This is a genomic window from Streptomyces sp. NPDC002209 (genome assembly GCF_042890265.1).
Taxonomy (GTDB): Bacteria; Actinomycetota; Actinomycetes; order Streptomycetales; family Streptomycetaceae; genus Streptomyces.
Genome location: NZ_JBIARX010000005.1, coordinates 423,493 through 446,433, shown reverse-complemented (window position 1 = coordinate 446,433; position 22,941 = coordinate 423,493). Strand labels below are relative to the sequence as shown.

20 protein-coding genes are annotated in these 22,941 nt (G+C 74.8%); 11 read left to right on the top strand and 9 right to left on the bottom strand.

What is annotated here, in order from left to right:
* Positions 1-89 precede the first annotated feature (89 nt).
* On the top strand, positions 90-689 hold the full coding sequence (locus ACFYXK_RS13705) for a TetR/AcrR family transcriptional regulator (protein WP_389411306.1): 600 nt from the start codon (positions 90-92) through the stop codon (positions 687-689).
* Positions 659-1,606, top strand: coding sequence for an ADP-ribosylglycohydrolase family protein (locus ACFYXK_RS13700; protein ID WP_389411305.1), 948 nt, complete (start codon positions 659-661; stop codon positions 1,604-1,606). The genes ACFYXK_RS13705 and ACFYXK_RS13700 overlap by 31 nt, the downstream gene beginning before the upstream one ends.
* Here ACFYXK_RS13700 and ACFYXK_RS13695 read toward each other — a convergent pair.
* Together ACFYXK_RS13695 and ACFYXK_RS13690 are read right to left on the bottom strand one after the other, a co-directional pair.
* Positions 1,582-1,971, bottom strand: coding sequence for a cytidine deaminase family protein (locus ACFYXK_RS13695; protein WP_389411304.1), 390 nt, complete (start codon positions 1,969-1,971; stop codon positions 1,582-1,584). The genes ACFYXK_RS13700 and ACFYXK_RS13695 overlap by 25 nt on opposite strands.
* A 7-nt stretch (positions 1,972-1,978) precedes the next feature.
* Positions 1,979-2,773 carry a glutamate racemase gene (locus tag ACFYXK_RS13690; protein WP_389411303.1) on the bottom strand — a complete coding sequence of 265 codons (795 nt, stop codon included), beginning with the start codon at positions 2,771-2,773 and terminating at the stop codon, positions 1,979-1,981.
* Between the two features lie 2,234 nt (positions 2,774-5,007).
* Here ACFYXK_RS13690 and ACFYXK_RS13685 point away from each other — a divergent pair.
* The 5 genes from ACFYXK_RS13685 (at position 5,008) to ACFYXK_RS13665 (ending at position 11,257) form a co-directional block, all read left to right on the top strand.
* Positions 5,008-6,177 (top strand): glycosyltransferase, encoded by a 1,170-nt coding sequence (locus ACFYXK_RS13685; protein ID WP_389411302.1) that lies wholly within the window; start codon positions 5,008-5,010, stop codon positions 6,175-6,177.
* 246 nt (positions 6,178-6,423) lie between these two features.
* Positions 6,424-6,939 (top strand): DUF6643 family protein, encoded by a 516-nt coding sequence (locus ACFYXK_RS13680; protein WP_266631810.1) that lies wholly within the window; start codon positions 6,424-6,426, stop codon positions 6,937-6,939.
* A 54-nt stretch (positions 6,940-6,993) separates the two neighbouring features.
* A complete protein-coding gene (locus ACFYXK_RS13675) occupies positions 6,994-7,818 on the top strand; it encodes an MOSC domain-containing protein (RefSeq protein ID WP_389411301.1) in 825 nt (274 codons plus the stop codon).
* Positions 7,819-8,077: 259 nt separating this feature from the next.
* Positions 8,078-8,683 (top strand): hypothetical protein, encoded by a 606-nt coding sequence (locus ACFYXK_RS13670; RefSeq protein WP_389411300.1) that lies wholly within the window; start codon positions 8,078-8,080, stop codon positions 8,681-8,683.
* 132 nt (positions 8,684-8,815) lie between these two features.
* Positions 8,816-11,257: a right-handed parallel beta-helix repeat-containing protein gene (locus tag ACFYXK_RS13665; RefSeq protein ID WP_389411299.1), complete on the top strand. Its 2,442-nt coding sequence runs from the start codon at positions 8,816-8,818 to the stop codon at positions 11,255-11,257.
* On the opposite strand, the gene ACFYXK_RS13660 is transcribed toward ACFYXK_RS13665, so the two are convergent.
* A complete protein-coding gene (locus tag ACFYXK_RS13660; protein ID WP_389411298.1) occupies positions 11,208-13,706 on the bottom strand; it encodes a hypothetical protein in 2,499 nt (832 codons plus the stop codon). The genes ACFYXK_RS13665 and ACFYXK_RS13660 overlap by 50 nt on opposite strands.
* 240 nt (positions 13,707-13,946) lie before the next feature.
* Between ACFYXK_RS13660 and ACFYXK_RS13655 the strand changes: the two genes are divergently transcribed.
* Positions 13,947-14,444 carry an SRPBCC family protein gene (locus tag ACFYXK_RS13655; protein ID WP_389411297.1) on the top strand — a complete coding sequence of 166 codons (498 nt, stop codon included), beginning with the start codon at positions 13,947-13,949 and terminating at the stop codon, positions 14,442-14,444.
* 37 nt (positions 14,445-14,481) lie between these two features.
* On the opposite strand, the gene ACFYXK_RS13650 is transcribed toward ACFYXK_RS13655, so the two are convergent.
* A complete protein-coding gene (locus ACFYXK_RS13650) occupies positions 14,482-15,618 on the bottom strand; it encodes a PLP-dependent cysteine synthase family protein (protein WP_389411296.1) in 1,137 nt (378 codons plus the stop codon).
* Between the two features lie 198 nt (positions 15,619-15,816).
* Here ACFYXK_RS13650 and ACFYXK_RS13645 point away from each other — a divergent pair, with 198 nt between their 5' ends.
* Complete coding sequence (locus tag ACFYXK_RS13645) at positions 15,817-16,365, top strand: ATP-binding protein (RefSeq protein WP_389411295.1); 549 nt, start codon at positions 15,817-15,819, stop codon at positions 16,363-16,365.
* A 96-nt stretch (positions 16,366-16,461) separates the two neighbouring features.
* Here the strand turns inward: ACFYXK_RS13645 and ACFYXK_RS13640 are convergent, their stop codons facing one another.
* Both ACFYXK_RS13640 and ACFYXK_RS13635 read right to left on the bottom strand, forming a co-directional pair.
* Positions 16,462-17,808: an ROK family protein gene (locus ACFYXK_RS13640; RefSeq protein WP_389411294.1), complete on the bottom strand. Its 1,347-nt coding sequence runs from the start codon at positions 17,806-17,808 to the stop codon at positions 16,462-16,464.
* Positions 17,809-17,852: 44 nt separating this feature from the next.
* The gene (locus ACFYXK_RS13635; RefSeq protein ID WP_389411293.1) at positions 17,853-18,554 is read right to left on the bottom strand and encodes an alpha-ketoglutarate-dependent dioxygenase AlkB family protein; all 702 of its coding nucleotides are present in this window, start codon (positions 18,552-18,554) and stop codon (positions 17,853-17,855) included.
* A 36-nt stretch (positions 18,555-18,590) separates the two neighbouring features.
* Here ACFYXK_RS13635 and ACFYXK_RS13630 point away from each other — a divergent pair, with 36 nt between their 5' ends.
* Both ACFYXK_RS13630 and ACFYXK_RS13625 read left to right on the top strand, forming a co-directional pair.
* Positions 18,591-19,337, top strand: a complete 747-nt coding sequence (locus ACFYXK_RS13630; RefSeq protein ID WP_389411292.1) for a maleylpyruvate isomerase family mycothiol-dependent enzyme — start codon at positions 18,591-18,593, stop codon at positions 19,335-19,337.
* A 55-nt stretch (positions 19,338-19,392) separates the two neighbouring features.
* Entirely contained in the window at positions 19,393-19,644 is a 252-nt protein-coding gene (locus ACFYXK_RS13625) for a DUF6332 family protein (RefSeq protein WP_389411291.1), read from the top strand.
* A gap of 275 nt (positions 19,645-19,919) precedes the next feature.
* On the opposite strand, the gene ACFYXK_RS13620 is transcribed toward ACFYXK_RS13625, so the two are convergent.
* The 3 genes from ACFYXK_RS13620 to ACFYXK_RS13610 all read right to left on the bottom strand — a co-directional run bounded on the left by ACFYXK_RS13620 (position 19,920) and on the right by ACFYXK_RS13610 (position 22,826).
* On the bottom strand, positions 19,920-20,852 hold the full coding sequence (locus tag ACFYXK_RS13620; protein WP_389411290.1) for a sensor histidine kinase: 933 nt from the start codon (positions 20,850-20,852) through the stop codon (positions 19,920-19,922).
* A gap of 187 nt (positions 20,853-21,039) precedes the next feature.
* Complete coding sequence (locus tag ACFYXK_RS13615; RefSeq protein WP_389411289.1) at positions 21,040-21,984, bottom strand: spherulation-specific family 4 protein; 945 nt, start codon at positions 21,982-21,984, stop codon at positions 21,040-21,042.
* 140 nt (positions 21,985-22,124) lie between these two features.
* Positions 22,125-22,826, bottom strand: a complete 702-nt coding sequence (locus tag ACFYXK_RS13610) for a TetR/AcrR family transcriptional regulator (RefSeq protein ID WP_389411288.1) — start codon at positions 22,824-22,826, stop codon at positions 22,125-22,127.
* Positions 22,827-22,941: the final 115 nt, after the last annotated feature.

Here is a 22,941-nt window from a genome sequence, read left to right as displayed (position 1 = left end):
GCCGCACGACGGGCGAGGGAGCACGCCGCGCGACTACCACACTTGTGGTACTACACCTGTGGTACCACGGATGTGGTTAGGGTGGCAACGTGAATCAGGACCGGAGGGACCGGCTGCGCGACGCGGCCGTCGCGGTGCTGGCGGAAGCGGGCGGGCGCGGACTGACGCACCGGGCCGTCGACACGGCCGCCGCCGTACCGCTGGGCACCGCCAAGAACTACTTCCCGACCCGCGACGCACTGCTGCGGGCCGTGGCCGAACGCTGCCTGGAGCAGTACCGGGCGGTGGCCGCCGCCCTGGCCGAAGCCGGGCCGGCCCCCACCGACCGGGCCGGGCTCGCAGCCCTGCTGGCCGGGCTGCTGCGCGACGTGGCCGGGCCCGGCAGGCCGCGCGTACTGGCCTACCTCGAGCTCCAGACCGAGGCGACGCGGCGGCCCTGGCTGGCCGCACTGCTGGACCCCATCGGCGCGGCGGACTTCGCGGCGCACGCACACCTGCTGCACGCGGCCGGGCTGCCGGCGGGAGCGGACCGGGCCCGCACGCTCACCCTCGCGCTGCACGGCGCGATCCCGCACCTGCTGGCCGGGGCCCCGGGCACCCTCGCCGCCGCCGGCCTCGACGACCTGGAAGGCTTCGCACGCGGTGTACTGGCCTGCGCATGCCCCGAACCGTCCGAGGAGGAACCGTGATCACTCGACTCGACCGCGCCGTGGGCGCCGTCCTGGGCTCGGCCGCCGGCGACGCGCTCGGCGCGCCCTACGAGTTCGGACCCGCCGGCGAGCTGACCGCGCGGGGCGAGGAGATGCGCGGGGGCGGCGGCTGGGACCCGGGCGAGGCGACCGACGACACGCAGATGGCCGTCCTGGTCGGCGAGTCCCTGCTGGAGCACGGCGGCCTCGAACTCCCCGACGTCTTCGGCCGGTTCCAGCGCTGGGCGGCCGGCGCACCCAAGGACATCGGGCTCCAGACGGAGGACGTGCTGACCAACGGCGAGGCCTGGGACCTGGCCGCCGCACTGCACTTCCAGGTCAACGCGCGGGCGGCGGGCAACGGTTCCCTGATGCGGGCCTCCACCTCGGCCGTATACTTCGCCGCCGCCGGGCGGGAGGGCACGATGGACGCCGCCCGCCGGATCGCCGCGCTGACGCACGGCGACCGGGCCGCCTGGGAGGGCACGGCCCTGCTGCACGAGCTCGTACGGGTGGCTCTCGACGGGGGCGATCCGCTGGCCGCCCTCCCCGCGGCGCTCGCCGCGGTGCACCCCGACCACCGCGAGCGGTACCGGCTCGTCCTCGGCCCCGACTGGCATCCGGGGCTCGCCACCGAGTTCAACGGAGCGGTCTGGCCCTGCCTGGGCTCGGCCGTGTGGGCGCTGCGGACGACCACGGGGTTCGCCGAGGCCGTACGGGCCGCCGTGGACCTGGGCGGGGGCACCGACACGGTGGCCGCGGTCACCGGCACCCTGGCCGGGGCCCGCTACGGGCAGGCGGCGATCCCTCCGCAGTGGACCGCTCCGCTGCACGTACCGCTGCCCGGGTTCGGGGACCGGGTGCTGGACGCGGACGGGCTGCGCGCGCTCGCTCAGTCGCTCGCGGGGCGGACGTAGCGCTCGGGGAGCAGATCCGCCACGGGCACGGCCCGCAGCGCGCCGCCGGAGCCGAGGATCACCCGAAGCCGCGGGTGGAGGTCGAGGAGCACCTGGCGGCAGCGGCCGCACGGCGGGAGCACCCCGCGGCCGCGGTCCCCGACGGCGACGATCGCGTCGAGCTCGTGGACGCCCTGCGCGACGGCCGCGCCGAGGACCACGAGCTCGGCGCAGGGGCCTCCGGTGAAGTGGTACACGTTCACGCCCCCGACGGTCCGGCCGTCCCGGGCGCGGGCCACCGCTGCCACGGTGTGGTCCTCGCCGTGGCAGCGGGTCCGGGCCAGATCCGTGGCGGCCGCGACGAGCTCGAGGTCCTGCGGGGTCAACGCCCGGTCACCGCCCGACGGCCGCGCCCTCTTCCGCGAGCAGCCGCCCTTCGGCGTACCCGAGCGCGGCCGCGGGGAGGGCCCCCTCCTGCCCGCTGAGCAGGACGGTCAGGGTTCCGGTACGGGGCAGGCCCGGCTCGGGGAGGACGCCGAGACGGCGCAGCGTCTGTACGGCGACGGGCTCGGCGGAGCCGTGGAAGCGCAGGTCGGCGCCGCCGGTCCGCTCGGCCAGGGCGGCCCGGATGGACGCCTCGACGAGCTCGTAGTGCGTGCAGCCGAGGACGACGTCGGTGACGTCGGCCGGGGTCAGCGCGGCGGCTGCGGCCACGGTCGCGGCGACGGCGGCTTCGTCCCCCACGTCGACGGCGTCGGCGAGCCCCGGGCAGGGCACCTCGGTGACCCGGACCCCGGCGGCGAAGTCGCGGATCAGCCCGCGCTGGTACGGACTGCCGGTGGTGGCGGGGGTGGCCCAGATGGCCACGCGCCCGCCCGCGGCTGCGGCGGGCTTGATCGCCGGCACGGTCCCGATCACCGGGATCCCCGGCTCGAGCTCGGCCCGCAGGGTGGGCAGGGCATGCACGGTGGCGGTGTTGCAGGCCACGATCAGCGCGTCCGGCCGGTGCCCGGCGGCCGCCTGGGCGACACCGAGGGCGCGCCCGGTCAGATCGGCGGGGGTACGCGGCCCCCAGGGCATGCCGTCGGGGTCGCAGGAGAGGACCAGATCGACGTCGGGCCGCAGCCGCCGCATCGCGGCAGCCGCCGCGAGGAGGCCGATTCCGGAGTCCATGAGGGCGATCTTCACCTGGTCACCTTAATCGAAGCCCCCCGAAAATCCCCGATCCGGGGCGGGGGCGGGGCGGGGCAGCCGGGCGGGGCCGACTGCCGCAGCGGGACCGGGGCGGGCGGGGACCAGCCGGCCAGGAGCAGCAGGCGAACCGGGGCGCGGCCGCAAGGGCCAGGCGACCGGGGATGACGGGCGCGGCGGGGTGGGAGCCACGAGGACCGGGCAACCGGGGGTGCCGGGCGCGGCGAGCCAAGCGGCCGGAAGAGCCGGGCGCGGCAAGGCGGGAGCCACAAGGACCAAGCAACCGGGGGTGCCGGGCGCGGCGAGGCGGGGCCGGCAAGGACCAAGCGACCGGGAGGGCCGGGCGCGGCGAGGCGGGAGCCACAAGGACCGGGCAACCGGGGGCGCCGGGCGCGGCGGGACCTGGGCGGCCGAGTTCCACGCACACGGAGTCGACACCCTCGTCGGGGACGCCCGCGGGCGGGGCCCGCGGAGTCGGCATGGCCGGCGCGGCGGGGGGTGGCAGGGGTGGCCTGTCGAGTCGGCGCCGGAGGTGACGGTCGGGACGCCGGGGGCAGGTTCCTGCGCTCGGTGACGGAGAGGACGACCGGGGCCAGGGGGCAGGCTCCCGTGCTCGGCGACGGAATGGACGACCGGGGCCGGGGGTCGGGGTCTGTCGACTCGGTGTCGGGAGGGCCGGACAGGGGCCAGGGGCGGGGTCTGTCGACTCGGCGTCGGTATGTGTCCGGGGGCGTCCCGCCAGTCCACTGTCCTTCCGTGTCGCGCCGGTCCCTCAAGGGCGCTCCTTCGTCGCGTCGCTACGCGATGGCCTTCGGCCACCCTTGACCGACCGGCCCGCCCCGGAATGCCAAAGACTGTCGGGAAGCCCCCGAAGGATGGCCGGGAGGTTCATGTTCCGATGAGGGCCCATCAGAGATCCCGACCGGCAGCCCCTGTCCATCCGGAGTCCGCCCACCAGGACCACCGAGCCAGGCCAGCGACGGGGCCAGGGGGAGGCCACAGCCCCCTCCAAGGCCCAGAGGAAGCCCTTTCCGGACCCAGGCAGGGTCAACCTGCACCAAACAGCGATGAGATGACCATGCGGTGAGGGGTGGACCCGTATCGCGTCAGATCGCTACGCGCTCCTCATCTCTCAGCGTCCCACGGCCGTCTGGAGCTGGACATAGGCCGCCCACACGCCACCAAAGCGGCCTTTTCGGGCGCCTGCGAGCCTTCTGGGAGCGGAAAGGTGGCGAGACGGAGCCTGATGCCGGATTTCTCAACCTCCCACTCCGACAGGACACCTTTCGGCGCTCAAACGGCGAACAAAAGGGGCAAACGGCCCGCTGTCGCAGGCCCGGCAAGGCTTCGACCGGTCGTGGGCGGCTTATGTCCAGCCGAGGGCGGGCTGCGGACGCCAAACCAGGCGGAGCGCGTAGCGATTCGATGCGTCCACGGGCCAGCTGGCACTGGATCGTCATCTCATCGCTGTCTGGTGCAGGTTGACCCTGCCCGGGTCCGGAAAGGGCTTCCTCTGGGCCCTTCAGGGAGCCCTTCCCCTCCCCGCGCACCCTTACCGGCTGGGCTCTGTGGCCCTGGTGAACTGGGTGCGGAGGGACAGGGGCTGCCGGTCCGCATCTCTGATCGGGGCCAATCGGAATCCGAACCCCCTGGCCATCCTTCGGGGGCTTCCCGACAGTCTTTGGCATTCCGGGGCGGGCCGGTCGGTCAAGGGTGGCCGAAGGCCATCGCGAAGCGACGCGACCGCAGGGAGCGCCCTTGAGGGACCGGCACGACACGGAAGGACAGTGGACTGGCGGGACGCCCCCGGACACACTCCGACACCGAGTCGACAGACCCCGCCCCCTGGCCCCCCGATCCACTCACCCAACCCCGAGTGCACGGACCCCGACGCTGACCCCGGTCGTCCATTCCGTCGCCGAGCACGGGAGCCCTCCCCCTGCCCCCGGTCGTCCATTCCGTCGCCGAGCACGGGAGCCCTCCCCCCGCCCCCAGTCGTCCATTCCGTCGCCGAGCACGGGAGCCCGCCCCCCGCCCCCAGTCGTCCATTCCGTCACCGAGCACAGGCATCCACCCCCGGCGTCCCGGCCGACGCTTCCGACGCCGAGCCGACAGACCGACCCCGCCCCGCCCCCACCCCGCCCCGCCCCTCCGCCCCCGCCGACGGGTCCCGCCACCCCCGCACCGGCCGAATGCGGGACACGTCCCGCGGGGTTCGGCAGACTGCCCGCATGGGCCTTCTCTGCGCCGCCTGCGCATCCCTCGCCGTCTGGATCTGGCTCACGTTCGCCCAGGGCATGTTCTGGCGGACCGACGTCCGGCTCCCTCCGCGCAGCGCCCCCGCCCGCTGGCCCTCCGTCGCCATCGTCGTCCCGGCCCGGGACGAGGCCGGGGTGCTGCGCTGCAGCCTGCCCTCGCTCCTCGCCCAGGACTATCCCGGCGAAGCCGAGGTCATCCTGGTCGACGACGGCAGTACCGACGGCACCGGCGCCCTCGCCCTGCGGCTGGCCCGGGAGCAGCCCGGGCTGCCCCTCACCGTCGTCTCCCCCGGCGATCCGGAACCCGGCTGGACCGGGAAGCTGTGGGCGCTGCGGCACGGCATCGCGCTCGCCCGGACCGCTCACGCCACCGAGCCCGACTACCTGCTCCTCACCGACGCCGACATCGCGCACGAGCCCGACAGCCTGCGCGAACTGGTCGCGGCCGCCACGACCGCCGGGCTCGACCTCGTCTCGCTGATGGCCCGGCTCCGTGTCGTCAGCCTCTGGGAGCGGCTCGTCGTACCGGCCTTCGTGTACTTCTTCGCCCAGCTCTATCCCTTCCGCCGGATCAACCGTCCGACGGGCCGGACCGCCGCCGCGGCCGGCGGCTGCGTCCTGCTGCGTACCGAGGCCGCCGTGCGGGCGGGCGTGCCGGAGTCGATCCGGCACGCCGTCATCGACGACGTCTCCCTCGCCCGTGCCGTGCGGCGTTCGGGCGGCAGGATCTGGCTGGGGCTCGCGGAGCGGGTGGACAGCGTGCGCCCGTACCCGGCGCTCGCGGACCTGTGGCGGATGATCTCGCGCAGTGCGTACGCGCAGCTGCGCCACCGGCCGCTGCTGCTGGCCGGGACGGTCGCCGGGCTCGTGCTCGTCTACCTCGTCCCCCCGGTCGCCCTCCTCGCAGGTCTGGCCACCGGGCACGTCGCCGCCGCGTGGGCCGGCGCCCTCGCCTGGCTGCTGATGGCCGGAACCTATCTGCCGATGCTGCGCTACTACCGCCAGCCGGCCGTGCTGGCTCCGCTGCTTCCGCTCACGGCCCTGCTGTACCTGTTGATGACCGTCGACTCGGCCGTCCAGCACTACCGGGGGCGCGGCGCGGCGTGGAAGGGCCGCACCTATGCCCGTCCGAGTGATGCCTGAAACGGCGAACCGCCGCCCGTGCCGATGTCATACCAGGTCACCGAGTTGTGACGCTGCGTCAGCAGCAAGTCGGTGCAACACCCAACCGGAGAGTACGAGTAGGAACAACCCGGGGCGGAAGTGGCGAAACGTGCACATGAACGAGAAGTGAAGGGTGTGGCTCTGACCTGCGAATATGCAGGTCAGGGCGGTGTTCGTCACACCTCGCTATGGACCCGGTGAAGTCGTGGGCTTAACTTAGGTCCCATGACCTCCCCCCGCTCCACTTATGGCGGCGGTTACTACTCCGCGCCCTCCTTCCCGGACACCCCCATCTACGACTCCCTCGTCGCCGAACGCGGCACCCCGCAGATCGCCCCGATCCGCGTTCCGGCCGCGTACGACTCCCCGAGCGCCGGCTATTCGAGCGGTGGGTACCTCCCGGCCCTCGCCTCGTCCATGCCCGCGCTGCCCCCGGCCATGCCCCAGCAGCAGCAAGCCCCTGCGTACGGGTACCCGTACCAGCAGCAGGCTGCGCCCGCGCCGATGCCGCTGCAGAACGCGCCCGCTCCGTACATCCCGCAGCAGCAGCCCGCCGTGGCCCGCGCGGGTTACATGCAGCAGGCACAGCCGCAGCAGCCGCGGCCGGTGGCCACGGGCACCGGATACGAGGCGATGCGTCCGGCCGCACCGCGCCCGATGCAGGTTCCGGTTCCGGCTCCGGTTCCGGCCGCCTCGTACGAGGACCCGTACGGCCGCCCGTACCAGGGGCGTGGCTACTGACGGATCGCTGACGCTCGGCGGGGCGCGCGTGGGAGCTCCTGGCAGGATGCTCCCATGGCGAACTTGTATGTCCAGGCGCTTCACGTCCATCCCGTCAAGTCGGTAGCGGGGACAGCTCCCGACGAGGTGGTCGTGGAGCCCTGGGGTCTGTCCGGGGACCGGCGGTGGGCGCTCGTCGACACCGAGGGCACGGTCATCACCCAACGTCAGCAGCCCCGGCTGGCGTTGGCCGCGGCGCGTCCGCTGGGGAGCGGCGCCGTGGCGCTGTCGGCGCCGGGCATGGCCGAGCTGGTCGTGGAGGTGCCGGAGCCGGGTCCGCTGGAGCCGGTCGTGCTGTTCGGCAAGAAGGTCGAGACCGTGGTCGCCGCGAGCGCCGCGGCGCAATGGTTCAGCGCCTACCTCGGGGTTCCGGCGCGGCTGGTGCACATGGACGACCCTGCCGTGCGGCGGCCCGTGGACCCGGATTACGCGCTGCCGGGCGAGACGGTGAGCCTCGCCGACGGCTATCCGGTGCTGCTCGTGACCCTCGCGTCGCTGGACGCGCTCAACTCGCTGATCGCACAGGGGGACCATCCCGAGGAGGGTCCGCTGCCGATGAACCGTTTCCGCCCGAGTGTGGTGGTCGCCGGCGCCGAGGCGTGGGCGGAGGACGGCTGGCGGCGCATCGCGATCGGCGACGCCGTCTTCCGCGGGGTCCGCGAGTGCGGGCGGTGCATCGTCACGACCACCGACCAGGCGACGGCGGAGCGGGGCAGGGAGCCGCTCAAGACCCTGGCCCGGCACCGGCGGATCGGCAAGTCGCTTGCCTTCGGGCGGCAGCTGGTTCCGGTGCGGGTGGGCACGGTACGGGTGGGCGACGAGGTCCGCGTCCTGGAGTGAGCGTGCGGCGGCCCCTCGGAATGACACCTTCGAGGGGCTGTGGGGGAACGCTGGAACCAAGCACCGTGGGCGGGCCGTTGGTGCATTCGACAGGTGTGGCGGGAAGGTACGGGAGTCCGGCTTCGGCTTCCGTGGCTTCGTGCACCGGATCGGGTGACACGACTGCCGCGCGTCCCGGAATGCGCGTCGCCGGGGCGTACGGGAGGCTTGGACCGCAGGCAGACGGAGGCAAAGGGGGTGCCGGACCGTGTGGACAGCCATGGGTGTGTGGCGTTGGCGGCGCAATCCGCTGCGCCGGCCGACGGATCTCTTCGAGGCGTGGGTGGCGTTCGCCGCGCTGGTGTGCGTCCTGCTGGTGGCTCCGGCCGTCGGCACGGTCGCGGGCCTGGAGGTGGACGGCACGCTGCAGCGGGCCGCGCGCGAACAGCGGCAGGAGCGGTACCTGGTCCCGGCGGTGGTGGTCCGTCCGGCCGCCGATCCGGCCGCGGGGGCGGGGGCGGACGCAGATCCGTCGGCGCAGCGGCAGAGCCCGCAGCGCACGCAGATCGTGGCGTCGTGGACGGCGCCCGACGGCAGCAGCCACCAGGGCACGGTGCCGGCCGCGGAGGAACCGCCGCAGGCAGGGGACCGGTTCCGGATATGGACCGATACGCGGGGCCGGCTCGTGGGGCGTCCACTCGACGCGTCCTCGGCGAGTGTCCACGCGGCGGTGGTGGGCCTGGCCGCCGCTCTCGGCGCGGCCGCGCTGGTGGAGACGGTCCGCCGGCTCGTCGTACGAAGGCTCATGCATCGGCGGTACATACGCCTGGACCGCGCCTGGGCGGCGGCGGGTCCGGACTGGGGCCGGGCGGGCGCGGGCAGCTGACCTGGCATCTCACCGGCTCCGCGCGCGCTACGGTGGAGCGGCCGGAGTCGGTCGCCGCCACTGTGGTGGGCGGCAGTGGTGGTTCCGGCCGCTTCGACAGGGCGAGTACGAGGGCGGGGGCACGACAGCACCATGGCACAGGGCACGGTCCAGGTGACGCACGGCGGGTCTTCGCGGTGGCGGCGCCGCTCCGCTGAGTATCCGACGCTGGCCGCCGCGCTCGCCGTCGCGGGCGACGGGGACGTGCTGTCCATCGCGCCCGGCACCTACCGGGAGAACCTGGTGCTGCACCATGCCGTCACGCTGCGCGGGCCGGAGGGCTCGGTCGGTTCGGTGCGGATCGCCCCGCTCGACGGGGTCGCGCTGACGGTGCGCGCCTCGGCCGTGGTCCAGGACCTGCATCTGGAGGGGCAGGACCGGGCGGCGCCGGCGCTGCTCGTCGAGGAGGGCTCGCCCGAGCTCACCGATCTGCGGGTGAGCACGCGGTCGGCGGCCGGCATCGAGGTGCGCGGCGGGGCCCGCCCCCTGGTGCGACGGTGCACGGTGGAGAATCCGACGGGCGTCGGGATCGCCGTACTGGACGGTGGCGGCGGGGTGTTCGAGGAGTGCGAGGTGGTGGCCGCCGGGCAGGCCGGGGTCTCCGTCCGCGGCGGCGGGCATCCTCGTCTGGAGCGCTGCCGGATCCACCATGCCTCGGGCGCGGGCATCGCCGTCACCGGCGAGGGTTCGGGGCTGGAGGCGCTGGGCTGCGAGGTGTACGAGATCAAGGGCACCGGTGTGCAGATCGCCGCGCGCGCGGCGGCCCGGCTCACCGACTGTGCGGTGCACCGCACCTCGACGGACGGGGTCACCCTCGACACGGACGCGGTGCTCACCCTCGCCGACTGCGACATCCACGACATTCCGGAGAACGCGGTGGACCTGCGCTCCCGTTCGGTGCTCACGCTCAGCCGCACCACCGTGCGCCGGTTCGGCCGCAACGGTCTGTCGGTGTGGGATCCGGGTACCCGGGTGGATGCCGAGTCCTGCGAGATCCACGACAGCACGGGCGACTATCCGGCGGTGTGGATCAGTGACGGGGCCACCGCCTCGCTGAACTCGTGCCGGGTGCACGACGTGCCGGACGCGGTGTTCGTGCTGGACCGGGGCTCGCGCGCCGACGTCGTCGACAGCGATCTGTCCCAGGTGCGCAACACGGCCGTCTCGGTGAGCGACGGGGCGACCGCGCAGGTCGACGACTGCCGGATCCGGGAGGCCGCGACCGGGGCCTGGTTCCGTGACCACGGCAGCGGCGGCACCCTCGCCAACTGCACGATCGACGCGGTCCAGACCGGGGTGATCGTCACCAAGGGCGCCGATCCCGCGCTGGAGCGGTGCACGGTGAGCTCCCCTTCGGAGGCCGGGTTCTACGTGTCGGCAGGCGGTCGCGGGAGCTTCCAGTCCTGCCGGGTGACGGGCAGCTCCGGCTTCGGTTTCCACATCATCGACGGCTGCCGGACCACGCTGACGCGCTGTCACACCGAGCGTTGTGCGCGCGGGGGTTACGATTTCTCGGAGGACGGTCCGCTCGCCGAGGAGTGCACCAGCGACGAGTCCGGGTCGCGGCTCGCCGCGCAGTCGGCCGCGGCCGGGGCTCTCACCGCCGAGCGCGCGGGCATCCGTACGGCCGGCGCGGTCCGGAGCCCTGCGGCGCAGACCGCGCAGGTCCCGGCCCCGCGCCCGGTCGAGGAGGCGGACCGGGGGTCGTCGGCGGCGCGCGGCTCCGGTGAGGTGCTGGGCCAGCTCGACGCACTGGTGGGCCTGGAGAGCGTCAAGCGCGAGGTGCGGGCACTCACCGACATGATCGAGGTGGGCCGGCGGCGGCAGCAGGCGGGCCTCAAGGCCGCCTCGGTGCGCCGCCATCTGGTGTTCACCGGCTCCCCCGGCACCGGCAAGACGACGGTGGCCCGGCTCTACGGGGAGATCCTCGCCTCCCTCGGGGTCCTGGAGCGGGGGCACCTGGTCGAGGTGTCCCGGGTGGACCTGGTCGGCGAGCACATCGGCTCCACGGCGATCCGTACGCAGGAGGCCTTCGAGCGGGCGCGCGGCGGGGTGCTGTTCATCGACGAGGCGTACGCGCTGGCGCCGGAGGACTCGGGCCGGGACTTCGGGCGCGAGGCGATCGACACCCTCGTGAAGCTGATGGAGGACCACCGGGACGCGGTCGTGGTGATCGTCGCCGGGTACACGGCGGAGATGGACCGCTTCCTGACCGTCAATCCGGGGGTGGCCTCGCGGTTCTCCCGGACCATCACCTTCGGCGACTACGGGCCCCAGGAGCTGCTGCGGATCGTGGAGCAGCAGGCGGAGGAGCACGAGTACCGGCTCGGCGAGGGCACCGGCAAGGCGCTGCTGACGTACTTCACGGAGCTGCCGAAGGGCCCGGCGTTCGGCAACGGCCGCACGGCCCGGCAGACGTTCGAATCGATGGTCGAGCGGCATGCGGGCCGGGTGGCGCAGTTGTCGGATCCGGGCACGGACGAGCTCACCCTGCTGTTCCCGGAGGATCTTCCGGCTCTGCCGGCTCCTTGCTGACCCTGGGGGCCGGCACGGCAGGAGTGGCTCCGCTCGCGGTCGGCGCTGACGGTGCGGTCGGCCGGGCGCGGCGGGTGCGGCGGGCGGGTCCCGCCAGCCGGGCCAGGAGGGCGTCGCGCTCGGCGGCGAAGGCCGGGTCGGCCTGGTAGTCGAAGTGGCCGAGGATCGGCGCGGGCAGCGGGTGTCGGGCGGTGCGCCCGTAGGCGAGCGGGTCGGCGAGCGGCCCCCGGTCCACGGAGTCGGACGGGGCGGGCGGGGTGTCGGGGCCGGCCTGGCCCGCCGGGCCGTTCCCGCGCATGGTGTCGTCGGCCGCGGCGAGGACCGGGCCGCCGATCGGGTCGGTGGCGCGCCAGAGGTTGCGCCAGCAGTCGACGTCGCCGTGCAGCGCGCCGAGCGGACCCGGGCCGAAGTACGCCGGGAACCAGCGCCCGTAGAGCCGCCGGAGCGGGGAGCCGTAGGTGAGCAGGGCGACCCGGCGGCGGACGTGCGGCGGCAGCTGCCAGACGGCGGCCGCCGCGAGGACGCTGCCCTGGGAGTGGCCGGAGATCACCAGGCGGCCGCCGGTACGGCCGGTCCATCCGGTCATCCGCCAGGTCAGGTCGGGGACGGCGCGCTCGGCGTAGCAGGGCGGCGCGAACGGGTGCGCGGCGCGCGGCCAGAAGGTGCCGACGTCCCAGAGCACGCCGATGGTGCGGCGGGCGGCGGGGTCCCGGTAGGCGCGGCGGCCCCAGGCCACGAACGCGGCGATGCCCAGTCCTATCAGCCAGGACCCGGCGTCCTGCGCGGCGCGGGCGGCGGTCTCCAGCAGCGGGTGGGCGCCGCGGGCGGCCTCGCCCGGGACCCGGCCGCTGATCCAGGCTCCGGCGAGGGCGCCCGCGCCGAGCAGCAGGGTGATCCCGGAGACGGCGGCCACGAACCAGGGCGCGGAGTCGGTGAGCGCGGCGGCGGCCCGGGCCCCGGCGATCCGGCGGCTGCGGTCCTCGTCGGGCGGTTCCCCCGGGTACTCGGCGGCCACCCCGGCGGCGAGCCTGCGCCGGGCGCGGATCCCGCTCACGGCGAACCAGGCGGCGAGCAGGGCCAGTACGAGGAGCAGCGGGGGCAGTACGGCGGCCTGCCAGGACAGCAGCACGGGCGGCGCGGGCACCGGGGCCCCGGCCGGTCCGGGGGCCGCCGCTCCGTCCAGCCAGTCGGCGACCCGCTGGGCGACGCCGCCGGACATCACCCCGCCGAGGGCGCAGCCGAGCATGGCGATGGCGGGGCCGCCGAGGCCGTACAGGGCGGTCGCCGGGTCGGGGGCCAGCCGGTACAGGCGGACGGCGACGGCGGCGAGGAGCAGGACGCAGCAGCCCTGCCCGAGCATGAGGGCGCCGAAGGCGAAGTCGCCGGGGAGCCGCCCGGCGGAGGTCCACCCGGGGCGCGACCAGCCGGCGTACAGCAGGACGGCGGCGAGCAGGGCGAGGGCGGAGCCGGGCAGCAGGGTGACGGCGGCCCGGTCGAGGCGGTGGTCGGGGCGGGCCTCGGTGCGGCCGCGCCGGCAGACGACCCAGGCGACGGCGAGGGCCCCGGCGGCGAGGAGCACCTCCACGGCCCAGCCGAGGGCCTCGAGCGCGGGGGTGCCGGTGCGGCGGTCGTAGCGGGCGGTGGGTACGGCGACGGCGGCCGCGACGGTGAGCAGCCCGGCGGCGGTGTGCGCGGCGCGCAGCCGGGCCACTATGCGCCGTCCGTACCAGAATCCGGGGCGGCCGAGCGCGGGCGCAGTGCCCGCGGCGGCTGCGGGGGCGGCCGTGTCCGCGGGCGGCGGCTGGGACTCGTAAGCGCTCCACGTGCGGTTCGACAGGAACCACAGCAGCCCGGTCAGCGCGGCCGGGACGAGCGCGCCGAGGGCGAGCCGGCGCCCCGGCTGGCCCCACCAGCCGCCGGGTGCGAGGAACCCGAGCCAGGATCGGGAGCCTGTGCAGTGCGCGGACCCTGCGCACTGCCAGGCGAGGAGGTCGAGCGAGACCTCGCAGGCGGCCGCGATGAGCAGCAGCGTGAGGCTGAGGGCGAGGACCCGTACGAGGACCCCGTACGTCCGCACCCCGCGCGGCGCCGGACCGGTGGCGGGCGCGGCCGGCCGGGCCCAGTGGGCGAGGTTGACCACCATGAAGGGCAGGAGCAGCAGCCACAGGGCGCGGGCGCCGTTGCCGGAGGTGAGCCGGGACCAGCAGTAGGCCTCGATCACGGGCCGGCCGGCGTACCACTCGGGATGGTCCTCGGCGTCGGCGTCCGCTGCGCGGCGGAACACGGCGGCGGTCGAGTCCCCGGTGATCCGGACGGTGCGCGGGTCACCGAGCAGCTCGGCGGGGGGTGCGCCGTGGACTCCGTGCACGCGCAGCTCGAGGGCCAGGGGCCGTGGGGGTGCGAGGAGTTCGAGGGCGAGGGGATGCGGGGGCTTGGGGGTGTCGGGCACGGTGGCCTCCGCTAGCGGGGCGGGATCAGCGCAGCTCCAGCATCCCGCGCCACGCACCCCGTGCCTAGGGGGCCGCCCTGCCCCCAACGGGTGATCCTCGGGCCCCGACCCTGTCGGCCCCCGGCCCGTCACCGACCGGTCCGGGAGCGGGCCGCAGCGGACATCTGACGGGGCGCCAGCTATGGTACGCGCACCACACGCGCCCGCGCGTTCCGCTGCACACCCCCAGGAGGCACCCCCATGGCACGCCGACTCCGCCCGGTGGGGCTGGACTTCATCGAGGACGCCCCCGTCCGCTTGAGCTTCGTCGCGCGGACGGCGGCGTCGCCGGGGGCCGTGTACCGGGCCCTGGCCGAGGAGGTCGAGGGCTGGCCGCGCTGGTTCGGGGCGGTGACCCTGGCCCGGCCGACGCACGGGGGCGCGGGCCGGGAGGTCCGGCTGGTGGGCGGGACCCGCTTCCAGGAGACGATCATGGCGGCGGATCCCGGGCGCCGCTACGCGTACCGGGTCGACGAGACCAATGCCCCCGGGGCGCGCGCCCTGTTGGAGGAGTGGCGGCTCGTTCCCGCCGAGCCGGGACCGGGCACCCTGGTCCGCTGGACCTTCGCCGCCGACGGCCCGGCGCTCTTCCGGCTCGCCCTCACCGGTGCCCGTCCGGGTCTGGGCCACTCGTTCCGCTCGGCGGTCCGGGCCCTGGACGCCCGCCTCTCGGCGCGGCGCCCGACGGGCGGCGCATGAGACGCCGCCGGCCCGGGCGCCGGGCGGTCCCCGCAGGTCAGGCGGTGGGCTCGCGCCAGACGCCGGTGGCGAGCAGGGTCTCGAGCGTCTGCGTGTACGGGGCGATGTCCAGGCCCTGCGAGGCCAGCCACTCGTCCGAGTAGTACTTGTCCAGGTAGCGGTCGCCCGGGTCGCACAGCAGCGTGACCACGCTGCCCTTGCGCCCCTCGGCCACCATCTCCGAGATGATCTTCAGGGCGCTCCACACGCCCGTGCCGGTCGACCCGCCCGCCTTGCGCCCTATGGCCCGTTCCAGCACCCGGCACGCGGCGACGCTCGCCGCGTCCGGCACCTTCATCATCCGGTCGATCGCGCCCGGCACGAAGCTCGGCTCCATCCGCGGCCGGCCGATGCCCTCGATGCGCGAGCCGCAGTCGCTGCTCGCGTGCGGGTCGTTGTTGGTCCAGCCGTCGAAGAAGCAGGAGTTCTCCGGGTCCGGGACGCAGACGCGGGTGTCGTGCTGCATGTAGTGCACGTAGCGCGCGATGGTCGCGGAGGTGCCGCCGGTGCCGGCGGTCGCCACGATCCACGCGGGTTCGGGGTACCGCTCCAACTGCAGCTGCTGGTACATCGATTCTGCAATGTTGTTGTTGCCGCGCCAGTCCGTCGCGCGCTCCGCATAGGTGAACTGGTCCATGTAGTGCCCGCCCGTCCGGGCGGCGAGCTCCGCCGACTCCTCGTACATCTTCATCGGGTCGTCCACGAAGTGGCATTCCCCGCCGTGGAATTCGATGAGGCGGCACTTCTCCGGGCTCGTCGTGCGCGGCATGACGGCGATGAACGGAACGCCGATGAGCTTGGCGAAGTAGGCCTCGGAGACGGCGGTCGAGCCGGACGAGGCCTCGATGACGGGGCGGCCCGGCCGGATCCAGCCGTTGCACAGCGCGTAGAGGAACAGCGAGCGCGCGAGGCGGTGCTTGAGGGAGCCCGTCGGGTGGGTGGACTCGTCCTTGAGGTAGAGGTCGATGCCCCATTCCTCGGGGAGCGGGAAGCGCAGCAGGTGGGTGTCGGCGGAGCGGTTGGCGTCGGCCTGGACCTTGCGGACGGCCTCCTTCAGCCAGGCGCGGTAGTCCGCGTCGCTACGGTCGACGTCGATGGTCGTAGCCGTCGTACCGGAGGTACGGGTGGTGCTCATGCGCCTTGCTCCTTCGTGCGGTTCTTCGCCCCCTGCTTTCGCAATGTACCTCCCTCACCTGCACAAACAGTCACTTTGGGTATCCATGCGGATCGCTTTCGATCGCGTTCGGTTGCATACACGGGCACCGTGGGTGACCCTGGTGGAGCATTACTGAGGGTGCAGCACCCGTAACACTCATGTCGGGGAGTCGCAGCCGTGATCAGTCATTCACGCAGGCACTGCGTCGTGGAACTGCAGGCCTTGCCGTCCCGGATCGGCCAGATCCGAAGGATCGTTTCAGCGCAACTGCGCCACTGGCAGCTCGATCCGCTCATAGACCGGGCTGCGCTCGGCGTGACGGAGCTGCTCAGCAACGTCCACCGCCATGCGCAGCCGGACAAGACGTGCACGGTCGAGATCGAGCTGCGGCTGGGGCGGCTCACGGTCTCCGTGTACGACAGCGATCCGCGGCTTCCCGTCCTGCGGGAGGCGGCCGCGGACGCCCTGGAGACCTGCGGGCGCGGACTCGCGCTGGTCGCGGCGGTCAGCGAGGCCTGGGGCGCGCGGAACCAGGCCGACAGCCCCGGCAAGGTGGTGTGGTTCTCGCTCCGCGCCGCCCCGGCGGCGTCGGCGCAGCACCGTCCGGTCGGCAACGGATCCATGCCCGTACGAGAGCCCGTGCCGGCGGTGGTCGTCGCCGTGGACCCGGGCGCCGTCCCGACGGGCATGCCGGTGGCGGCGTCGGTCGGCGCCAGGCCCGGGTGAGGGTTCCGCGGCCGCATCCGCGCCCCGGCAGCACCAGCGCTGCCAGGGCGCCGGCCGGCCCGTCGCCGACCCGGCGGCGAGCCCGGCCAGGATGCCTCAGGCCGCCGCCCCCAGGGCCCCCAGGGGGTCGTCCAGCACCGGCTGCCAGGCCAGTTCCGCCGCACCGACCAGGCTGTTGTGGTCCAGGGTGCACGGCAGGATCGGCACTCCGCCGCTGCGCCCCCACAGGCTGCGGTCCGCGACCACCGCCCGCAGCCGCTCCGGGTCCGCGTGCAGCAGCTCCCGGTGCAGGCCGCCCAGGATGATCCGGTCCGGGTTCAGGATGTTCACCAGCCCCGCCAGGCCGAGGCCCAGCCGGTCGATGAGCTCCTCGGCGGCCGCCCGTACCGCCGGCTCCGCGTACTCCTCGCGCAGCAGGTCGCGGGCCTGCTGGAGCAGCGACACCTCCGGGCCCGGAGTGCGGCCCGCCGCGGTCAGGAAGGCCAGCGGGTCCGCCTCCACGTCCAGGCAGCCGCGGCCGCCGCAGTGGCACGGCCGCCCCTCCGGGTTGACGGTGAGGTGGCCGACCTCCAGGGCCAGGCCCGAACTCCCGCTGTGCAGGCGCCCGTCCAGCACCAGCGCACCGCCCACCCCGCGGTGGCCCGTGGCCACGCACAGCAGGTGCTGGGCGCTGCGGCCCGCGCCGTGCCGGTGCTCGGCGAGCGCGGCCAGGTTGACGTCGTTGCCGGTCAGCGCCGGGCCGTCGATGCCGGCCGCCTTCACGCACTCTGCGAACACGGCCCGTACGGGAGACCCGGCCGGCCAGGCCAGGTGCAGCGGGTTGAGCGCCGTACCGTCCGGCTCCGCGACCGCCGACGGGACCGCGAGGCCCGCACCGATGCAGCGCCGGCCGGTGTCGGCGAGGAGCGCCGCGCCCGCCTCCACGACGGCGCCCAGGACCTGCGCCGGGTCCGCCGAGACGGTGACCTTGCCCGGGGCGGTGGCCACGATCCGGCCACCGAGGCCGACCAGCGCGGCCCGGAACCCGTCGGGGTGCACCTGCGCGGCGAGCGCCACGGGACCGTTCTCGTCGATGGAGAGCCGGTGGGACGGGCGGCCCTGGGTGCCGCCCGCGCCGCCCGGGCGGGAGTCCACGCGGATCAGGCCGAGCGCCTCCAGCTCGGCGGCCACGGCCCCGGCGGTGGCGCGGGTGACGCCGAGCTCGGCCGTCAGGACGGCGCGGGTCGGGGCCCGGCCGGTGTGGACGAGCTCCAGCGCCGGGCCGAGGGCACCGCGGCCCCGCTCCAGCTTGGTCCTCGAGGACGCCGAAGAGGACGCCGAAGAGGCCGACGCCGCGGAGGACGCAGCCGAAGGCGCCGGTGCCGCAGATCCGGCGGACGCTGCGGACAGCGCGGACACCGTGGTCACATCCCCCACCCGCGGCGGGGCCCCGTTGCCGTTCATGACAGCGATCCTCGCATGATCGGTGCTGTGCGCGGCGCCGCCGGTCAGTCGGGGGGTGTCCCCAGCCCGCCGACCCGCAGGGTGATGTTCAGCCGCCCGGTCAGCCCGAGCCAGGGCGGGGCGGTGCCGGGCAGGACCTTCGGCACCCCGTGGTAGGCCAGCCGGGCCGGGCCGCCGAAGACGAACAGATCGCCGCTGCGCAGCGGCACGTCCTGGTACGGGCGGCCGCGGGAGGCGGTGTTGCCGAAGCGGAAGACGCACGTATCGCCGAGGCTGAGGGAGACGACCGGCGCCCCGGACTTCTCCTCGGCGTCGCGGTGCATGCCCATGCGGGAGTCGCCGTCGTAGAAGTTGATCAGCGCGATGTCGTACGCCTCGGCGGTTCCGGATCCGGTTCCGCTTCCGCTTCCGCTTCCGCTTCCGAATCCGGCTGCGGTCACCGCCTCGCGCCCCAGCTCCGCGAGCCGGCCGGGCATCGGTTTGACCGGCGCCCCGTCGCCGTCCACCACGGTGCGGGCGTACCCGTACGGGTACCAGTGCAGTCCGAGGCACACCTGGCGGGCGGTCATCGTCCCGCCGCCGGGTGTCCGTACGGTGCGCAGCCCGGCGGGCGGGCGCGCCCAGGCACGGCAGGCCTCGAGCAGCTCCCGCTGGCGCTCGGGCGCGAGCCAGTCGGGCACGTGCACGGCGCCGGGGGCGATCTCGGTCCGCTCGCGCGGGAAGAGTTCCCCGGGTTCCCCGTCCATGGCCCCATTGTCACCGGTCGGTGGGACACTGCCCGCATGAAGATCACAGAGTATGTGGAGACCCTTGCCCGGGAAGGCGAGTTGCTCGCCGACACGGCCGAACGGGCGGGTACGGACGCCCCGGTGCCGACCTGTCCGGGGTGGCGGGTTTCCGATCTGCTGGAGCACACGGGTGCGGTGCACCGGTGGGCCGCCGGGTACGTCCGGGACGCCGTCGTGGAGCCGGGCCCGTTCCCCGACGCCCCCGAGCTGGTCGGGTCCGAGCTGCTGGCCTGGTACCGGGAGGCGCACGGGGCCCTGGTCCGGACGCTGACCGAGGCTCCGGCCGATGTGCAGTGCTGGACCTTCCTGCCGACGGCCGCGCCGTCACCGCTGGCGTTCTGGGCACGCCGGCAGGCCCACGAGACGGCCGTGCACCGGATGGACGCGCAGGCGGCGCTCGGCGTGGCCTTCGCACCGGTGGCGCCGGAGTTCGCCGAGGACGGGGTGGACGAACTGCTGACCGGGTTCCATGCGCGGCCGCGCAGCCGGATGCGGACCGAGGAGCCGCGGGTGCTGCGGATCCGCGCCGCCGACACGGGCGCGGTGTGGACCGTGCACCTGTCGGCGGAGCCGCCGCGCACGGTGGCGGGCGACACGGGCGACCCGGCGGACTGCGAGGTGACCGGCGAGGCGTCGTGGCTGTACGCGGCGCTGTGGAACAGGCTTCCGCTGCTGGGCCCCGGGGTGAGCGGGGACGAGTCGCTGGCGCGGCAGTGGGCCGAGACGGCCGGCATCGGCTGACCGGAGCCCTGCGGCACTCTTGTGGCCGTACGCAACGCGCTGTGACACTGCGTGCATGGGGCGACGGACGCAGGCGGACCGCGACGCGATCACGGTGGAGATCGGCTACGCCTTCGTCAGTGCGTGCTTCGCGGCCGCCCTCGTGTTCGGGGCGGTGTACGGCCCCGCCCTGCTCTTCGACGTCTCCCCCGCCACCGCTGCCGTTCTGACCCTGGCGGGCGGGGTGCTGGCCGCGGTGGTGTTCCTCCTGCGGATCACCCACCTCCTGTGGCGCTTCGCCCGCCGCACGGAGGACGACGGGCGCTGACCGCCCCGTTCGGGTCGTGGTCGGGCCACTGACGGACCAGGGCCGGACCACGGCGGGGCGGGCGGCGCACCCCTGACGATCGTCGGGGGTGCGGCCCGCCGTTCGCCGGGGGTGCCCGGCCCGCGGGATTCCTGCCGTCGGCGCCATGGACATGCTCACGCGGTACGGATGGGGCCGGCGGGCCGTGACGGCGGGCGCGGCGGCTGCGGCAGGGGCCGGGGCCCTGCTCTGGCTGGCGCCCGGCGGCGGCCTCGGCGCGGCCGATGCGGTGCACGTCACCGGGGTGCTTCGGCGGCGGGGTACCGGGTGCCGGCCCGGGGCGCGGCGGACGGGCCGTCTTGGGCGGGGCCGGCCTTGGAGGCTGCGAGCGAGGGCACGCTGCTCGTCCTCGGCGGCGGCCCCGCCCCGGCCGCACGGGCAACCCCCGTTCCGGTCCCGGGGCTCGGCTCCGGCTCCGGCTCCGGCTCCGGCGGCGCGTTCGTCACGCGGACCTCCGTGCGGGCCTTCGTACGGCGGACCACGACGGTCGCCCGGTGGTCGGGAGCGTGCTGGGCCACGTTCGTCAGCGCTTCCCGGACCACGCGGTGGACCGCCCGCTCCACGACCGGCGGCACCTGCCCGGCCGCCGCGTCACCCTCCAGCCGGATCCCTGCGTCCAGCCCGGCCCCGGCCGCGCGGGCCACCAGGTCCTCGAGGTCTTCCGGCCCGGCCGCCGGTTCCTCGCGCAGGACGCCGATCACCTCGCCGCGCCGGTCCACGGCCGCGCCCGCGCGGGCCCGGATGTCCCGGGCTGCGGCCCGGTGCTCGCCCGGCAGGCCGGGAGCCAGCTGGAGCGCACCCGCCGACAGGGCGCGCAGGCTCAGCTCGTGCCCGAGGAGGTCGTGCATGTCCTGGGCGATCCGGGTCCGCTCGCGCAGCCGGGCCTGTTCCGCGAGCAGGTCCTGCTCCCGTTCGAGCCGTGCGGCCCGCTCCCACCCGGCCCGTACCAGCTCGCGGTACGGGCGCAGGAACCGGCCCGCGCACCACGGGACCACGGCCGCGGCCACCAGGCCCGTGAACCGGCTCGCCCACACGAGCCAGGCCGGTACGAGGGCCACGGCCACGAGGGCGGCCGCGACCAACGCGGCCAGCGCCAGTGCCGTGCTCCGCGCCCGCCGGGGCGCCCGCCGGCGAGGAACGCGCAGCCGGCCTCGGGTATCACCCACCATCCGCTGCCCGTGGCCGCGGCGGCGCCGGCCGCTGCCACGGCCCCGACGGCCAGAGCCGCCGCCGGCGCGGGTGCGGGTGCGGGCCAGGGGAGTTCGTCGATCACTGCTCTCACGTCCGCGACCCTGCGGAATCGCTCCGGGCCCGCGGCACTGCCGAAAGTCCGCCCTTGGGCCGCGGGCGGCGCGATCAGCCCACCGTGGCGGCGTACGCGGTCTGGCTGCGGAACTTCCAGCTCGGGGACTCGTCCCACGGGTTCGGCATGAGCGTGCCGGTCGCGTACGCGTAGCCCGCGCCGCGGTCGAAGGCCGTGCGGAGGGTGGTGCGCATGGCGGCGGCGTCCGGGACGGCGTGGACGAGGTGCCAGAACGCGGTGCCGGACGGATCGAGTTCCGTGCCGGGGCGGTAGCCGCCCGAGGCGCCGAAGACGTTCCCGCCGAGCCAGCCGCCGCCCGTGTACGCGGCGTACGTGTCCTCGTACGTGACGAAGACGTCCGCGGTGCGGTGGCCCGGTTCCAGGTAGCAGTCGGCGATGGCGGTGCCGGGGTTGTCGACCACCAGGTCCGCCGCGGTGGGGTCGGCGGCGTTCATGGTGTCCTGCACGTAGGCCCGCAGTTGTGCGTAGTGGTCACGGGTCGCGTTGCCGGGGCCGCAGTCACGGCTGACCACGTCGAAGAAGATGCCGTCCACGTGCAGGCGGCCGTCGCGGGTCCTGAGGTAGTTGTCGACGGAGGCCTTGACGGCGGCGATGTCGCGGTTGCCGTGGTCGGTGTGGACGTACCCGAGGACCTTGGTCTTCTCGCCGGTGGCGGTGGTCCCGGCACGCAGCGCGTCGGCGCGGGCCTGCCAGGGCGCGTCGAAGGGGGCGTCCCCGTTGCCGGGGTTGAGGACGACCACCGAGGCGGCGGGTGTGGTGGCGACGAGGTCGCCGAGCATGGGGTCGCCGGCCCACGCGTACGCGGGGACGGCGATCTCCATGCCCCGCACGCCGGCTATCCGGGGTCTGGGAGCCGGGGCGGCGCCCTCGGCCGCCGCCACGTCGCCCGTGCCGGCCGAGGCGGTCACGGCGGGCGCCGGGGCGGCCAGTAAGGAGGTGATCAGGACGGCGTACAGGGCCTTCACTGCGCGGGCCATGGCTGTTCCTCCGACGAGGGGCGGGGGCAGGAGCACGACCCGACGAACACTAGACGGGCGCCCGTTCGGTGAAAGCCGAACCACTCGCATTGATACGAGGAACAGACAAGCGATCTGTCACCTCATCATGTGAGCCGCGGTCATTCGGCGGGCAGCAGCCCGACCCCGTGGGCCAGTTGGCCGGCGGCGTGCGTGAAGAAGGTGGCGCGGTCCTCGACGACCCGGTTGAACTGGCCGAACAGCTCGAAGGAGACGAGTCCGACCAGTTGCGCCCAGGCGGCGACCAGGGCTGCGGTGACTTCGGGCGGCAGCCCTTCGGCGAAGTCCGCCGTCATCCGGACGGCTTCGGGGCGCAGTTCGGCGGGCAGCGGCGGAAGGGCGAGGCCGCGGCCGGTGTGGGCGGCGCGGAGGATGCCGATGAAGGTGTTGCCGACGCGGGAGGCGGGGCCGACGGTGTCCATGGGGGCGCTGTAGCCGGGGACCGGGGAGCCGTAGATGAGGGAGTACTCGTGCGGGTGGTCCAGCGCCCAGGCACGGACGGCCTCGCAGACGGCGGTCCAGCGCCCGCGGGGCGGGGCGCCGGCGGCGAGGGAGCGGGCGTCGGCCTGCTCGGCGGCGGCGCCGATGCTGTCGTAGGCGTCGACGATGAGGGCGGTGAGGAGCTCGTCGCGGCTGGGGAAGTAGCGGTAGAGGGCCGAGGAGACCATGCCCAGCTCGCGGGCCACGGCGCGCAGCGAGAGCTTGGCGGCGCCCTCGGCCGCCAGCATGCGGCGCGCCTCGTCCTTGATGGCGGCGGTGACCTCGATACGGGCCCGCTCCCGGGCCCCGCGCACGGTACTCATACGAGCAGTGTGCCACGAAGTCAGAGCAGTGCCCAAAAATGGGATCGCCGATCCATTTCGAGAGCACTGCTCTTGCCTTGGTGCAGCGATCCGTGCACACTGGTCTCAAGCGAGA